At 61.9% G+C, this 16,065-nt stretch carries 13 protein-coding genes; 4 read left to right on the plus strand and 9 right to left on the minus strand.

The window, feature by feature from the left end; translation table 11 throughout:
- Positions 1–59 precede the first annotated feature (59 nt).
- Entirely contained in the window at positions 60–974 is a 915-nt protein-coding gene (locus tag WN982_RS15370; RefSeq protein ID WP_341312802.1) for a transglutaminase family protein, read from the minus strand.
- A 181-nt stretch (positions 975–1,155) separates the two neighbouring features.
- On the opposite strand from WN982_RS15370, the gene WN982_RS15375 reads away from it, so the two are divergent.
- Complete coding sequence (locus tag WN982_RS15375) at positions 1,156–1,542, plus strand: hypothetical protein (protein WP_341312803.1); 387 nt, start codon at positions 1,156–1,158, stop codon at positions 1,540–1,542.
- Positions 1,543–2,109: 567 nt separating this feature from the next.
- Here the strand turns inward: WN982_RS15375 and WN982_RS15380 are convergent.
- The 3 genes from WN982_RS15380 to WN982_RS15390 form a co-directional block, all read right to left on the minus strand.
- Positions 2,110–2,427 carry a hypothetical protein gene (locus WN982_RS15380; protein WP_341315867.1) on the minus strand — a complete coding sequence of 106 codons (318 nt, stop codon included), beginning with the start codon at positions 2,425–2,427 and terminating at the stop codon, positions 2,110–2,112.
- A 59-nt stretch (positions 2,428–2,486) separates the two neighbouring features.
- The gene (locus WN982_RS15385) at positions 2,487–2,822 is read right to left on the minus strand and encodes a hypothetical protein (protein ID WP_341312804.1); all 336 of its coding nucleotides are present in this window, start codon (positions 2,820–2,822) and stop codon (positions 2,487–2,489) included.
- A gap of 250 nt (positions 2,823–3,072) precedes the next feature.
- Positions 3,073–3,996: a recombination-associated protein RdgC gene (locus WN982_RS15390; RefSeq protein ID WP_341312805.1), complete on the minus strand. Its 924-nt coding sequence runs from the start codon at positions 3,994–3,996 to the stop codon at positions 3,073–3,075.
- Between the two features lie 257 nt (positions 3,997–4,253).
- Between WN982_RS15390 and WN982_RS15395 the strand changes: the two genes are divergently transcribed.
- Entirely contained in the window at positions 4,254–4,574 is a 321-nt protein-coding gene (locus WN982_RS15395) for a hypothetical protein (RefSeq protein ID WP_341312806.1), read from the plus strand.
- Positions 4,575–4,655: 81 nt separating this feature from the next.
- Here WN982_RS15395 and WN982_RS15400 read toward each other — a convergent pair whose 3' ends face one another.
- The 3 genes from WN982_RS15400 to WN982_RS15410 form a co-directional block, all read right to left on the minus strand.
- A complete protein-coding gene (locus WN982_RS15400; protein WP_341312807.1) occupies positions 4,656–5,501 on the minus strand; it encodes a glycosyltransferase family A protein in 846 nt (281 codons plus the stop codon).
- 63 nt (positions 5,502–5,564) lie between these two features.
- Entirely contained in the window at positions 5,565–6,560 is a 996-nt protein-coding gene (locus WN982_RS15405) for a glycosyltransferase (RefSeq protein WP_341315805.1), read from the minus strand.
- A gap of 16 nt (positions 6,561–6,576) precedes the next feature.
- Entirely contained in the window at positions 6,577–7,887 is a 1,311-nt protein-coding gene (locus WN982_RS15410; protein ID WP_341312808.1) for an O-antigen ligase, read from the minus strand.
- A 331-nt stretch (positions 7,888–8,218) separates the two neighbouring features.
- Here WN982_RS15410 and WN982_RS15415 point away from each other — a divergent pair, with 331 nt between their 5' ends.
- Entirely contained in the window at positions 8,219–9,376 is a 1,158-nt protein-coding gene (locus WN982_RS15415) for a glycosyltransferase family 9 protein (protein WP_341312809.1), read from the plus strand.
- 34 nt (positions 9,377–9,410) lie between these two features.
- Here the strand turns inward: WN982_RS15415 and msbA are convergent, their stop codons facing one another.
- On the minus strand, positions 9,411–11,207 hold the full coding sequence (gene msbA / locus WN982_RS15420; protein ID WP_341312810.1) for a lipid A export permease/ATP-binding protein MsbA: 1,797 nt from the start codon (positions 11,205–11,207) through the stop codon (positions 9,411–9,413).
- 259 nt (positions 11,208–11,466) lie between these two features.
- Between msbA and WN982_RS15425 the strand changes: the two genes are divergently transcribed.
- Entirely contained in the window at positions 11,467–12,249 is a 783-nt protein-coding gene (locus tag WN982_RS15425; protein WP_341312811.1) for a glycosyltransferase family 2 protein, read from the plus strand.
- Here WN982_RS15425 and dnaE read toward each other — a convergent pair.
- On the minus strand, positions 12,243–15,821 hold the full coding sequence (gene dnaE / locus WN982_RS15430) for a DNA polymerase III subunit alpha (RefSeq protein ID WP_341312812.1): 3,579 nt from the start codon (positions 15,819–15,821) through the stop codon (positions 12,243–12,245). The two genes, WN982_RS15425 and dnaE, sit on opposite strands and share 7 nt — an antisense overlap.
- Between the last annotated feature and the right edge of the window lie 244 nt (positions 15,822–16,065).

Consider the following 16,065-nt stretch of genomic DNA (forward strand, 5'->3'; position numbering starts at 1 on the left):
ATTGATACTGATCGATACTCTCAGCCAACACCATCCACGATCATACCCGCCCCGCTCGCTCATCCGGCCTCGGTCACGCTCACATCGACCTGCAAGCCGCGAAACGAATGTGGCGCGCCGTGCCATGTGCCCCACAACGGCAACGCCTGGTAGTAGTTCCACGCTACCGCCACGCGAATCAGATGACGATTGCCGACAATGCTATTGGTCGGATCAAAATCGACCCAGCCGGCGCCCGGCAAATAAATCTGCAGCCATGCATGGGTCGCGCCGCCGCCTTGCGTGGCGTCGTGCTCAGGCACGAACAGGTAGCCGCTCACAAAACGCGCGGCAAGGCCAAGCGAGCGCACCGCGTCCATCATCAGCACCGCGAAATCGCGGCAACTGCCGCAGCGGCTGCGCAAGGTGTCGCCGGGACGTTTCACGCCCTTCTCCGTGCGGCGCACATAAGAGAACGTGCTCCTGATTTCGAGCGTCATCGCGCGCAGCAGCGCCATCGTGCCGCCGCTGGCGCTTTTTCGGCTCGCGGCGCCGCTGCCAGGTACAGGCACGAAGCGACGCGCCCATTCGTCGACATCGCTGTCCGGATACTGGCGGCTGCGCGCATTCACGAGGTCCAAAGCTTCCTCGTTGGTATACGCAAACGGCCAGTTCACCGCGTAAGGTTCGAGCGCGTAATCGGGCAACGGCGTTTCGAAGTGTTCGAGTGTTGCCTCGCTGTCGAAACGCAACTCGCTCGCCCTGCCCTCGAAACTCGCCACCGCCACCGAGTTGTCGAACACGTCGTGCAGCCAGTGCAGCCGCGACGGCGTCGGCGTGATCACCAACTGGTTCGTGACGAGGCGCAAGTCGTGGCTGGCGCGCGGTCGGAACATCATCCGGTGTGCGCCGAAACGCACGGGTTCCGAGTAGCGGTAGACGCTGATGTGGCGCACCGTGAAACGCTGCGGTTCAATCCGCTTTGGTTCAGTCATTGGACAGGCCGATGGATGCGACTGGGTTCGTCCTGGCCATCACGTTCACGCTCTCGAAACCGCTGCCGTAGCAGGCGCTCAGCGCTTGGCACGGTTTGATCCTGAATGAGTCACGGCCAAAGTTCGGCGTGGTCGAGTTTTCTCTCGGAGAGACTCCCGGGTTCAGCATACACCTGCCATATTGGTTGAAAGCACTCATTTGATTGCGGCATGCTTTGTGCTTACGGCGTTGGGCTTTGCTTTTGTTTTTTTGGCCTACGCGGCGCTTGTTGTCTGTTTGCCTACGGCGGTGGCCTTTCCTTGCTTTCTTTTTGGTTTATTAGCGTTGCCCCTGTGCTGTTTGCCTGCTCGGCGCTTTTTGGCTGTGCGCCTGCGGCGTTGGCCTTTCCTTGATTTCTTAGTGGTCTATTGGCGTCGCCCCTGTGCGGGGCAGGCACTTACTTTCTTTGCCGCCGCAAAGAAAGTAAGCAAAGAAAGCGGCTTCACCCCGCTAATTCTTAAGCGGGTCCCCTGGCTTGGAGGAGGTAGTGGAGCATCTGGAATCGGTGTTCTCGCACATTTTGCGTGAGTGACAAGGCAGTCATACTTCCGGCGGCGCTACGCGCGCCGCAGCGGTACTTCATAAAACCGTCGGGCACTTTCGGCGCCTGCGGTTGTTCAAGCTTAAAGGCTTGCGTTTGCTGCGCTAACGTAACTCGCGGCTGCGTTTCCTCCGGCAAAGTGGTTCCGCACTTGCACGATTCGGCGCCTCGCTGAGGCGAAGCCGATGGCTCCACCGCGCACAATCGAAACCACTGGTTTCCCATGCAGACCCGTCCGCGACACACGAGTGCGGAATGGAAAAAATGATGCCGGAAGTGCGTACACCCAATCGGCGTTGAGAAGTACCGCGTCGGCGCGCGTAGCGCCGCCGGAAGTACGACTGCCTTGTCACAAGCGCGGAGTGTGCAAGAACACAGATTCCAGATGCTCCACTGCCTCCTCCAAGCCAGGGGACCCGTTTAAGAATTAGCGGTTTGACCCGCTTTCTTTGCTTACTTTCTTTGCGGCGGCGCCCCGAAGGAAGTCCACTTGGTGGGCAAAGAAAGTAAGTGCCTGCCCCGCACAGGGGCGACGCCAATAGACCACCAAGAAATCAAGGAAAGGCCAACGCCGCAGGCGCACAGCTAAAAAGCGCCGAGTAGGCAAACAGACAACAAGCGCCGCGCAAGCAAACAAAACAAGAACCCCGCACGGCTCCGCCGTGAGAAATCACCGGACATGAACTTGTCCACAGAAAATGTTCGCAAATCTGTGCATAACTATCTAGCAAACCCTGCAAGCCATTGATGCGCTTGCCTTTTCCACCGTGAGGTCGAAGTTGTGCACGCCCCGCCGCGATATAGCGATCGACGATCAACTGCCGCCGCGCTTCAGCCTTCGACGAACCAACCGGCGTCCACACATGAACCATCGGCGCAGCTTCGTCGGCGGCGGGCGTCTGGCCGCGTCGGCGTGCGGTCCGGACGGACTTCAAACGAACTTGTGACGCTCGTGACGATGCGCCTTCGAAGCGCGCCCACCATGCTTCGGCACGCTTGCAGCGGCGTGGGGTTGGTCTTGCGGATTGGCGTGCCGGTCAGCGTTTGCTTCGTCGCACAACGTCGCCGGGCTCTGCACGGTTGCCGCGATTTGCGGCACAGTTGACGCAACAGGCATCGGGCCGGTTGCGGCGTCGATAACCTTCTGCAATTCTTCCTGCGCGTAGGCGGGCGGCGGCGCGTACGGATATTTGGCGTCGGCAGCCATTGCAACGGAGGCGGCGCAAACAAAGCCGGAGGCGATCATCAAAGTGGCGAGCTCTTTCATGTCGAGTCCTGGTCAGGATGACGCGGCCCGCATGGTTTGGGGAGTGGCGCGCGTCGGTGGATCGGAAGGTTCCTGACGGCTTGCACCGTCAGCACAAGCAGTGTGACGGCCGGGACATGAAGGGTAAATTTTATTAAGCCGGATTCAGATATGCATAATCTCGCTTAATAAGCGCCAGCGCGCTGGAATACCCAACGCAGTGGCATTGAGTAGATCTACGGGCAGAGCAACCGCGCGGATCAACTGCGACTCAAGCAGCTGCGGCTTGCGGCATCGCCTCGCCCTGCTCGCCGCCCAATGCATCGAGCAGATCGGTCAGCATGCGGTCGAGTTCGGCGGTCATCAACGTAACGTCGGAGTCGAAGCGCTCGTCGTCGTTTTGCGCGGTGGGGTCGCTCGCTTCCTTGAGAACATCGAGCGGCGCGATGCGTTTGATCGTCAACGAAGGCGTCAGCACGAACGACACGCGATCGTTCCACGTCATCGCAAGCCGCATGCATTGCTTGCCGGCTTCGATATGACGGCGCATGTCTTCAGCATCCAGCGCATGACCGACATAACGCACCGTCGCATTGCCTTCCGCGGCCGAGCGCAGTTCGGTGTCCTGGTCGAGCGTGAAGCCTGCGGGGCCCTCGCCGGAGAGCAGCCATTCGGTCATCGCCGCGACCGGCGATTGCGTGACGCGTACCGTGCCGAGCGGCAGCTGATCGATCGATTTGACCAGCAGACCGCGCACCTCGTCGGCGACTGCCTGCGACGCCGCGTCGATCACGAGCCAGCCGTTCACAGTATCGATCCACACGCGCGTGTCGCGGCGAATGCTGAACGCGCGCGGCAGCAGTTCGTCGGTGACCTGCTCCTTGAGTTCGCGCATCTGCTTGCGGCCGGGCTTGAAGCCCTGCTGCTCTTCGAGTTCGGCCGCGCGCGCCTTGGTCACCTGAGTGACGACCGAAGCGGGCAGCAGTTTCTTTTCCGCGCGAAACACCAGCAACATCTGGCGGTTCAGCGAATAGACGAGCGAGTCGTTGTCGCGCGGCGACGCCCAGCCGTGGCTTTGCATCTCGACGCTATTGCCGGGCGCGAACGCGTGCGGCGCGAGCCACTTCTCCATTTGTTCAGGGGTAACAGACCACGGAGCGGGAAGACGGTGCAGCTGAAGGTTTTTGAACCACATGGGCGATGTACGGGCAAAGCGCGTCATTCTATATGACTGCGGGCATGGCGCGGTCGTGCGTGTCCGCTTTCGCACTTTGCCGAAGCCGTCACACCGCACAAGGTATTTTCAAATAAAACCATAAAATTATTCTAAATGTCGACCGATTATCAAATTCAGTCGTTAGCCAGAGAATGCGCTCCGTCAACCTTTGAGCGCGCTTGGCGTTCAAATCACCTAGACTTTTTGAGAGGCCTGCGACATAGACGGAGGCGGCCATGTCCGATGAAACCGCACCTTGGCAGATGGTGGAGTACGAGGGCTTCGAGATTCACGTGGCGCCGTTCCTCAAAAACCCGCCGGACGCAGCAAACCCGTCAGCCGTTGGCGATAACCGCTACACGTATGTTGGGTACGTCTGCCATCCGGGCGCCGATCCGACTATCCCCGGTCACTCGGTGCCATTTCACGCGGACGGCGAAGAGAGCTTCATCGGCAAGGACGCAGCGCTGTACGAAGGCGTGCATGTGGGACGCAGCATCGTCGACGGCACGCATCCGGATTTGACGGTGTTGCCGCTGGTGACCGGCGGCGGATAACGCGTTTGACACGTGCTACACGTTTGACACGCGTAACTTGAGTGGCCCGAGTGGCGCGAGAATATCGACTCGCGCCGGCCTTTAACCGAACGCGCGCTTGATGCGCGACTTGAGCAGCGCGCGCCGCAAGCGGCCGGTCTGCTCGGGTTCGCTGACCGCCAACCCGCCTGCGACCGGCGTGCCGCGCCGCAAATAGTAACGATCGAAAGTGGCCTGCGTCATGCCCCACTTGTTCAGGAACTGACGGCGCCCGTCGTTCTTGACGACCTTGCCGGTGCTCTTCTGCTGGAAGTGGTAAACGAGACTGTCGCCCACGCCGAGAAACAGCCGGCAGCCGGCGTCCCACAGCTTCATCGAAAAATCGTTGTCGCTGCTCATGCCGGGACTCAATTCGCTGCTATAGCCGCCGACCTTATGCCACCAGTCGCGATGCACGAGCGTCGGTGGCCACGTGGCGCCGCGCCAGTCGGCGCGCACCAGCCTGGGCGTGGCGGCCACCAGTTCGTCCGCCCGGAAATTCTCGACGTCGCGGCCGAAGTTCTGCACCACCACACACGGATTGCCGCTATCGACCGGTTCGATCATCGTGCCGGACAGCATGAACAGATTGTCGGCCGGCATCTGCGCGAGGCGCTTGACGAGCGCGTCGTCCCAGCCGGGGCAACAGTACATGTCGTCGTTCATGTAGACGATGTAATCGTGCGTGGCGCGCGCCGCCGCGATATTGACCGCGTGACAGATGCCGATGTTGCCCGGCGACACGGTGTGTTCGATACCCTCGTCGCGCACCCAGGCCAAGGTGCCGTCCGAGCCGTCGTTGACGTGCACGACGATCTGATGCGCGTGCGTCGAATGGCACCGCAGGCTGTCGATCACGAGGCGCAGGTAAGGCAGATTGTTCCAGGTCGGGATGATGATTGAGAACATCGAAGATGGATTCCGTTGTGGTTTGCCCGTACGAGCGGATCGAGCCTGACAGGCGGCAGCCGATCAGTTGTCGCCGGCCTTTTCACTGGCTTTGTCGTTGGCCTTCTCATTGGCCTTCTCATTGGCCTTCTCATTGGCCTTCTCATCGGCCTTTTCGCGAAAAGGCTTCATGAACGTGAGCTTCGCGGGAAGATTGGGTTCCCAGCCTTCCAGATCCTCGAACGGATAGCGGCCGAGCGCATAGATCACGCGCTTCAGACGGCTTTTGAAGGGCGCACGCGGAACATTGGGCAGCGTACCGGGCGCAGCGGACGCCGTCTGCCGGACATAGTCGCGCGTAAAGTCGCGTTGCGAAATGCCCCACTTCATCAGGAACTGACGGCCGCCGCGATTGCGGCGAATGCGTCCGGTGGATTTGCAGCCGAAGTGATAGACGCGGCTCGTGCCGACCGAGCGGAACACGCGGCAACCGACCAGCCACAGCTTCATCAGGAAATCGTCGTCGCTGCTCATGCCCGGCCCGAACTCGATGCTGTAACCGCCCACCGCATGCCACAGCTGGCGGCTAATCAGCATCGGCTGTAAGGCAACGCCGTCGCGATCAGGCGCGGTCATCTTTGCGGTGTAGGAGAGCAGACCGGCTTCGTCGAAATTGTCGGGGCCGGTGCCGAAGTTGGCGGCTGTGACATTCGCGTTGCCGGTGTCGGCCGGTTCGATCAGCACCGACGACAGATACGCCGACGAATGGCCGAGCGTGCGCAACGCCGCCTCGAACGCGCGGTCCCAGCCCGGCGTGCAAAACATGTCGTCGTTCAGGAACAGGATCCAGTCCTGTGTGGCGAGCCGCGCGACATCGTTCAACGCGAGGCAGACGCCGACATTGCCCGCGCTCCACGTATGGCGGATGCCTTCGGCGCGGACCCATTCGAGCGTGCCGTCACTACCTTCGTTGACGTGCACGATGATCTCGTGATCGAACGCCGAATGTCGCCGGATGCTGTCGATGCACAGCTTCAGATACGGCAGATTATTCCAGCTCGGAATCAGGATACTGAACATGGCGTGGTGACGGTATTCATTGACGGGAATCACGCGCCGCGCGGGCGGCCTCGCTGCCTGCCTTCGTGTCGGCATAAGTCGCGACCGCGGCCAGGATCGCGATGACGGTGGTATAGAACGACACGGTCATTTTCAGATCGAACGTTTCCACCGTCAGCCCGAAGATCCAGAACGCCACGATAAACGTCAACCCCATCAGCGCCGCCCGGCGGCCAGCGTCGACCGGTGCGCTCAGACGCCGCCAGAAGATCACACCCGGTACGACATAGATGGCCAGCAACGCAAGACCGCCGACGATGCCGTAATCGGTCATGTAGGCGAACATCTGGTTATGCGCCTCGCCTCTACCCAGTTGAGCGGCAGCCGGCGTGAGCATGCCCGAGTTCGCAAACGCCTGCATGCTGTTGCGAAAGCCGTCGCTGCCCAGGCCGAGAAGCGGATGGCTCTCGACGATCCGGGCCGCCGCCTCATAGAGTTGCAGACGGATACCGAGCGGCGTGTCCTTGTCGCCGTGGGTGTACTTCACGAAGTCGGACGACACGTCGCCGACCCGGTTGCGCGCTGTCGGCGAAAACGCGTACGCGCCAGCCAGAATCGCGACGATCGCGAGCGGCAGCAACACCTTCCACTTGCGCGACTTGCCGCGGCTGCGGACGTACAGAATCATTGCAGCGACCACCGGAATGGCCACCCATCCGCCGCGGGAGCCAGTGATCAGCGACGCGGCGAGTCCGGCGAACAGCCCACCCACCTTGATCATGCGCACGAAAAGCCGGTCTTTTCGCCACCAGTTCAGCGACAGGATGGAGAGCACGCCCAACACCAGCGCGACGTCGCCGAAGTGAATCGGGTTCAGGAACTGACTGCTGAGCCGGCCGAAGCCCCAGTCGCGCGGCACGATCAGCAAAATTCCGAGCGATACGAGCGCGGCGAGCGCAAACGACAGATCGGTCCACTCGAGCGTGCGCGGCAGACTGCGGCGCAACACGAGAACGAGCGGTGCGGCCGCGAAGAAGCGCGAAGGCGAATCGAATGTGCTGGCAACTACGGTACCGTGCCACGCACCGCTGATCAGTACCGCGACAACCGGGCATGCCGTGGCAATCCACAGCGCGACATCGACGCTATCCCACTGAATCGACGGCAGGCCGGTCCAGGCTTTAGGCGAGGCCAGCAATGCCAGCGAGATAAGCGCGGCGGCAATCGACAATGCGCTCCCGGCACCGTGAAAGAGCAAGGTGGCCGACGGGTACGCAAGCAGGAATAACGCGGGCAGCAGGCTTCGTGAGTTGACGCTCAGGAAAGATTGTTTGGTGGGCGTCGACATGTCTCTTGAATTTGGCCGGCCGTCGCGCCAGTTGGCGCGCCCGACCAGATACGTTGGCCCCGCTATTGTACCGGGTTCCCGTCCTTATCCCGATTAATACAGCGGCGCTCGCCCCGCCCTGCCCGCTGGCGACGGCGTGCTCAGGCATATTCCAATAATAGCGCCAGAACCTGCCTGGATTCGCGCAGGTATGTTTCTGTAAGCGTGTAGGGGTGTGCGGTAACATACGGACCGCAAACTTCGCCGCGTCAAGCTCCCGCACTTCGGACACTGCAAGTGCCGGTTGCCTGAAAAAGCACGCCATTTCCCACAATCCGAGATGAACCGATTGATGCGCGCACTCTACAACAGCGCGCCCGCCACCGTGAAAAGAACACTGGACCAGGCCGTCAGCCGCTCCACCCGCATCCCGTACACGGGCGTCGCGCACGAACCCGAAGTGTTTCTGCGCAAGACCTCGCGGGCGAAGATCGCAAAAAAATATCTGCACAAATATCTGCTGCTGAAATGGCATGGCCAGACGCGCCTGGAACTCAGGAACGCCGCCGCGTGCAAGCGGCTGCTGTGGATCTACACCGGCAAGCGAAATTTCGGCGACGCCACGATGGATATGTCCGGGCGAGCGCTGCTGAAAGGCCGGGGCTTCGAGATCGATCTTTTCACGCTGCCGAACCTTCACACGCTGTTCGCCGAGGACAACGTGTTCCAGCACGTGTTTTCCGATTTACGCGATCTTCAGGGCCATCACTACGACGCGATCCTGATGTCGGAGTACAACCTGCCGTCGATCAAGCTGAAAACAAAGCATTTCAAGCATCTGCCGTTCGCCTGCCTGTTCCAGTATTTCTACGGACCGGACCGCAACCAGACCTGCTTCAGCCATGCCGCGATCAACGACGTCTTCTCGCTCGGATATTCGGCTGATGAGATCGTGTCGATGAGCAAGCCCTATCTGGCGGCGAAAGCACAAACCGGCGACTCGGTCCAGCCGCTTGTGCCGGACGGCCGGTTTCTGGCCCTGGCAATCGGCGGACTCGACGCGAACCGCACCTATCGCCACTGGGCCGAGTTGCTCGACCTGATCGATCGGTCAGACGACCGGAACATACCGAAGCAGGTCGTTCTACTTGGGTCGGACAACGGGCTGAGCATGGCGGATAGCTTGCTGAAGCTGACGTCCAGCCAGCTGAAGATCAGCTCGTGCGTCGGTAAGCTGAGCTTGCTGCAGTCGCGCGCGATCGTCGCGAAGGCGAGTCTTTTCGTGGGTGCGGACGGCGGCTTGATGCACATTGCACACTCGACCCCAACGCCGAGCGTGTCGCTCTTTTCCGATCGCGAGCCGCCCTATCTTCGCCTGACTGAACAATGCCGCTCGATCGGCATTCAGAGTGCCGGCGACGTCGACGACATTGCGCCGGCGTCGATCATGAGCGCGATCAGCACCCAGTTGTCCCATCCAGTGGCAAAGGCGTTCGACGCCGTTGCATGAGCAGCGGCGGAACATGCGTGCGCCGCGCGCGCGTTTATGCCGCGTCCTGCTGGAACTGGATGCGATGCAAATGCGCGTACAGACCGTTTTGCGTCAGCAGTTCACGATGACTGCCGCGCTCGACGATACGCCCTGCGTCCATCACCAGAATCCGGTCGGCGCGCTCGATAGTCGATAGCCGGTGCGCGATGACGAGCGTCGTGCGGCCCTTCATCAGCGTTTCCAGCGCGGCCTGCACGTGGCGCTCGGATTCGGAGTCGAGCGCGGACGTCGCTTCGTCGAGGATCAGGATCGGCGCGTCCTTGTAGATCGCGCGGGCGATCGCCAGACGCTGCCGTTGGCCGCCCGATAGCATCATGCCGTTGTCGCCGATCAGCGTATCAATGCCGTTCGGCATTGCCTCGACGGTATCCCACAGGTTGGCTGCGCGCAGCGCCGCTTTGACCTTTTCCGGATCGGCCGCCTCGCCGTACGCGACGTTGTTCGCCACCGTGTCGTTGAACAGCACCACGTCCTGGCTCACCATCGCGATCTGGCTGCGCAGCGCGTGCAGGCCGTATTCCGGCAGCGCGACGCCGTCGACCAGAATCTCGCCGCCGGTCGGATCGAAAAAACGCGGCAGCAGATTCACCAGCGTGGTCTTGCCGCTGCCGGAGGGACCGGCCAGCGCGACCATTTCGCCCGGCGCCACCTTGAACGACACGTGGTCGAGCGTGTAGCGGTTATGCGTGGCGTTGCTGCCGTACGTGAAGGACACGTCGCGAAACTCGACTTCGCCCGATGCGCGATCGAGCGGCTTGCCGCCGCCGGCCGGTTCGGACGGCTCGTCGATCAGCCCGAAAATCAGCTCGGCCGCCGTCATGCCGCGTTGCAGCGGCTGGTTCACGTCCATCAGATGCTTCAGCGGCGAGATGATCAGCAGCATCGACGTGACGAATGCCACAAAGCCGCCGACGGTGGTCTGATCCGACGACGACTGCACCACCGCGATCGTAATCACCACTGCGAGCGCGATCGACGCGAGAAATTGCGTCAACGGCTGCGCGAGGCCGCCGGAGACGGTCATGCGCATCGAGTAGCCGCGCAGACGCCGGCTCATTGACTTGAAGCGGTCCATCTCGTACTGCTCGCCGTTGTGCACCTTGACCACCTTGTAACCGCCCACCGTCTCTTCGACGATGTACGACAGCTCGTTGGTCAGCATTTGATGCTCGCGGTTCAGGCGCCGCAAACGGCGGTTGATCTTGCCGACCAGCCAGCCGATTCCCGGCAGCAGCACGGCGACGATCAGCGTCAGACGCCAGTTCAGAAAGAACAGATAGCCGAGCAGGAATACCACGGTCAGCGAATCGCGCACCAGCGTGACCAGCACGCTCAACAGCACGTTGAGAATCTGGTTCACTTCGAAGACGATCGCGTTGATCACCGTGCTCGCGGTTTCGCGCTGGAAAAACGCCACGCTCGAGTGGATCATGCGGTCGAACATCTTCAGGCGCAGTTCGAGCAGGATCTTGTTCGACACGTAGGCAAGCAGATAGCCGGACGCGTATTGCGACACCCCGCGAATCAGCGCGAGGCCGATCACGGCGACCGGCACGAACCACTTGGCGTTGTCGCTGGCATGCGCGCCGAAGCCCTTGTCCAGAAGCGGCTTGAGCAGCGCGGGAATCGCCGCGTCGGTGCTGGCACTCACGGCCATCGCGACGATCGCGCCGATCAACACCCATAGCAAGGGCTTGAGATACGGCCACAAGCGCCGCATCACGACGACGGGCGACGACGCCTCACCTGAAGAACCGATTGGTTTGCTTAACGTTGGCTTCGCGCTCAAGGAATCCTCTGGGAATGCGGGACGGCATCCGCGCATCAGACGGAATGCCCGCCGCGCGGAAAGTCAAATACGGCATTGTAAACGGTTGAGAATCGCGCGACCGCTGCTGATGAATTGGCCCGATGGTGCGGGCCGCGGTCGGGGCACCGTCGACGGAGGGCCGCCCGCAGAGGGCGGGCGTGTCCGGCGCCCCGCCGCGTGCGCTGTGTATACTTGCGCGATCCATTCCGTCACTCCGCCCCCTCCACGCACTTCAGGTATGCAAGAAACCACCCTCGGCGTCGCCATCATCACCAAAAACGCGGCGGGTCGGCTGGCCGAATGCCTGCAAGCCGTGGCCTTCGCCGATCAGATCGTCGTGATCGACGGCGGCAGCACCGATGGCACTGCCGAAATCGCCCGCGCACACGGCGCCCGGGTCCTCGAACAGACCGACTGGCCCGGATTCGGTCCGCAAAAGAACCGCGCGCTCGATCAGCTGACCACCACCTGGGTGCTCTCGATCGACGCCGACGAAATCGTCTCGCCGGAACTCGCCGCGGCCATTCGCGCGGCACTTGCCGCGCCCACCGCCGAGATCTACGCGGTGGATCGCCTGTCGAGCTTTTGCGGCCAGTGGATTCACCACAGCGGCTGGTATCCGGACTGGATCCCGCGTCTGTTCAAGCGTGGCGCCGCGCGCTTTTCCGACGATCTCGTGCACGAGCGCCTGGTGTTCGACACGCCGGCGCAGCGCCTGACCGGCAAGCTGATGCACTACTCGTACGAAGACTTCGAGGGCGTATTACGCAAGCTCGACACGTATTCGACGGCAGGTGCGCAGCAGCGTCATGCGGCGGGCAAGCGCGGCAGCTTCGGCAAGGCCGTGGGTCGCGGCCTGTGGGCGTTCGTACGGACTTACGTGCTGCGGCTCGGGTTTCTCGACGGCCGTGCCGGGTTCATGATCGCGGTATTCAATGCGGAAACGGTGTACTACCGGTTTTTGAAGCTGGCGCGATTGGGGGAAAGGCCGCGGGCAACTCCGCCCGCACGACATCAATAAACGATTTCGATCGAACTTCCTGCGAACTCGCCGCGCAATGCGGCCAGCAGTTCGTCGGTAGGCTTCACGCGCCACGCGTCGCCCAGACGCATTTCCCCTTGCGCATTTTCGCTGCGGTAGACCACTTGCACGGCAAGCCCGTTCGGGATCTGTACAGCCTGACGTTGACGGCCATTGTCACCGCCGCCATAGCCGCCGCTTCGGCCGCCGCCTCCACCACCGCCGCGCGCTGACGCAGCCGGCGCCGCAGCGGCTTGCGGCTCGTCCTTGCCCGCGCTATGCGCTTCGAGCACACGCCGCAACGCCAATGCGTCCGCGTTGCCATTCATCTGCACCTTGACGGCTTCCGCGTAACGGCAACGCGCGCGGCCGAGGTCCATCACCGTATCGACTGTGAAGCGGATGCCGCCGGTAAATGCGTCATTACGCGCCTGCCCCTGTACGACGAGCAGTTCGTCTTCCTTGAACAGCTGCTTGTGCGCTTCGAAGGTCTCGTTGAAAACGGTCACTTCGCATTGGCCGGTGCCGTCGTCGAGCAGCGCGATCAGCATCTTGCCACGCTGGGTCATCTGCGTGCGCAGCGACGCGATCACGCCCGCCACCAGCTTGTCGCGCCCTTCCTTCAGGTCGCCGATCTTCTGGCGCACGAAACGGCGCACTTCGTCCTTGTATGCATCGAACAGATGACCCGACAGGTAGAAGCCGAGCGCGGCCTTCTCTTCCTGCAACTTCTTCTTTTCCGGCCATTCCGGCTCGTCGATCAGTTCATGACCTTGCGACGGCGCGTCGCCCATGTCGAACAGACCCGCCTGCATGGCATTGGCGCTCGCCTGCTCGGCGGCCTCCATTGCCAGCGACACCGACGCGATCAGCTGCGCGCGATTCGCATGCAACGTATCGAACGCGCCGGCGCGAATCAATGCTTCCACCGTCCGGCGATTGACGACCCGGCGATCGATGCGATTGCAGAAATCGAAGATGTCGATGAACGAACCATCTTCGCGTGCGCGCAGGATTTCTTCGATCGCGTTCTGGCCGCTGCCCTTGATCGCGCCGAGACCGTAACGGATCGTTTTCGAGCGCTTGCCGTCCGCTTCCGCAACCGGCTCGAAACGGTACGCCGACTGGTTGACGTCTGGCGGCAGCACCTTCATCCCGTTCGTGATGCAGTCTTCGAACAGGATCTTGACCTTGTCCGTGTCGTCCATGGCGAGCGACATATTCGCTGCCATGAATTCGGCCGGATGGTGCGCCTTCAGCCATGCCGTGAAGTATGCGAGCAATGCATAGGCGGCGGCGTGCGACTTGTTGAAGCCGTAGCCCGCGAACTTCTCCATCAAGTCGAAGATTTCGTCGGCTTTCTCGGCGGTCAGGCCGTTCTTTGCCGCACCTTCGCGGAACAACGCGCGGTGCTCGGCCATTTCCTCGGCCTTCTTCTTACCCATCGCCCGGCGCAGCAAGTCAGCGCCGCCGAGCGAGTAGCCGCCGATGATCTGCGCCATCTGCATCACCTGCTCCTGATAGACCATGATGCCGTAGGTCTCTTTCAGGATGGGCTCGACGCGCGGATCGGGATACTCGACCACCTCGCGGCCGTGCTTACGCGCACAGAAGCTCGGGATCAGGTCCATCGGACCCGGACGGTACAACGCCACCAGCGCGATGATGTCCTCGAAACGGTCAGGCTGGGCGTCTTTCAGCATGCCTTGCATGCCGCGGCTTTCCAGCTGGAACACGGCGACCGTATTCGCTTTCTTCAGGATCGAGAACGACGCCGGATCGTCCAGCGGCACTTGCGCGAGCGACCAGTCTTTTTTCGACGGATCGAGGCGGCGGATATAGCGCTCGGCCCAGTCGAGAATCGTCAGCGTGGTCAGACCCAGGAAGTCGAACTTCACGAGGCCGACAGCTTCGACGTCGTCCTTGTCGTACTGGCTCACGACGCCGCTTTCGTCACCCTGCGTATAAAGCGGGCAGAAATCCGTCAGCTTGCCGGGCGCGATCAACACGCCGCCGGCGTGCATCCCGACGTTACGCGTCAAGCCTTCCACACGCTGTGCGAGTTCGAGCAACTGGTGCACTTCGTCTTCGTTGTCGAAGCGCTCCTGCAGCAGCGGCTCCTCCTTCATCGCATCGGCGATGGTGACGTGCTTGCCCGGCTTGAACGGAATCAGCTTCGCGATGCCGTCTGTAAACATGTAGCCGAGATCGAGCACGCGGCCGATGTCGCGCACCGCCGCCTTCGCCGCCATCGTGCCGAAGGTCGCGATCTGCGAAACCGCATCCGCGCCGTACTTGTCCTTCACGTACTGAATGACGCGGTCGCGGCCATGCTGGCAGAAGTCGATGTCGAAGTCGGGCATCGAGACCCGCTCCGGATTCAGGAACCGTTCGAACAGCAGGTTGTAGCGCAGCGGATCGAGGTCGGTCACGCCGAGCGCGTATGCAACCAGCGAACCCGCACCCGAACCCCGGCCCGGACCGACCGGCACGCCGTTGTTCTTCGCCCAGTTGATGAAGTCCGCAACGATCAGGAAGTAGCCCGGAAAGCCCATCTTGATGATCGTGCCGCACTCGAATTCGAGGCGCTTGTAGTACGTTTCACGCTGCGCATCGCGCTCCGCCTCGACCGGATACAACTGTTCGAGACGCTTTTCCAGGCCTTCTTTCGACAGATGCACGAGGTAGTCGTCGAGCGACATGCCGTCGGGCGTCGGGAACAGCGGCAGCTTCGGCTTGCCGAGTTCGAGCGTCAGGTTGCAGCGCCTGGCGATTTCGACGGTATTGACGAGCGCCGACGGAATGTCCGCGAACAGCGCGGTCATGTCTTCCTGCGTGCGGAAATACTGCTCAGCCGTGAAGCGTTTCGAGCGGCGCGGATTCGCCAGAATGTCGCCTTCGGAAATACACACGCGCGCTTCGTGCGCGGTGAAATCGTCCGGCGTCATGAACTGCATAGGCTGCGTGGCCACCACCGGCAATTTCAGCGATGCCGCGAGCGCGACCGCCTGCTGCACGTACTGCTCGCCGCCCGGCTGGCCACACCGTTGCAACTCGATATAAAAGCCGTTCGGGAACACCTTCGCCCAGTGTTGGGCATTGCGCTTCGCCGCTTCTTCGTTACCGGCGGCCAGCGCGAGACCGACATCGCCCTGCTGTGCGCCGGACAGCGCGAGCAGGCCTTCGCCCAGACCGGATTCGAGCCAGCCGGCTTCGACTTCCGCGCGGCCGCGATACTGGTTTGTGAGCGATGCCTTGCTGAGCAGCTCGCACAGATTCAGATAGCCGCGCCGGTCTTTGACCAGCAGCAGCAGGCGCGAAGGCTTGTCGCGGTCGTCCGGATTGGTGATCCACACGTCGCAGCCGGCAATGGGTTTGACCCCTTTGCCACGGGCTTCCTTGTAGAAACGGACGAGGCCGAACGCGTTGCCGAGATCGGTGAGGGCGAGCGCACCCTGACCGTCTTTGGCCGCCGCCGCGACGATGTCGTCAAGGCGCACGATGCCATCGGCAATCGAGAATTCGGAGTGGACGCGGAGATGAACGAAGCGAGGATCTGACATGGGCGACATTGTAACTCCACCCTACTGGAGTTTTCAGGCCAAACCCGCGCGTTGGCCGTTCGACCTAAGAGCGAAACGCGTGAGCACCGCGCACCGGTGCCCGGCGGACGGCGGACGGTTCGAGCAGCAGGCGCACTCTGTGTGCTTCGAGCGCCCGAAAGGGCAAATCGAGGCAAACCCGGCTCAAGTTCGTGCACGATTTGCGCTGCCGCAATATGCTGGCCATTCGACTGAGTCGGTCGAAGCGCCGGCT

Source organism: Paraburkholderia sp. IMGN_8 (assembly GCF_038050405.1).
GTDB lineage: Bacteria > Pseudomonadota > Gammaproteobacteria > Burkholderiales > Burkholderiaceae > Paraburkholderia.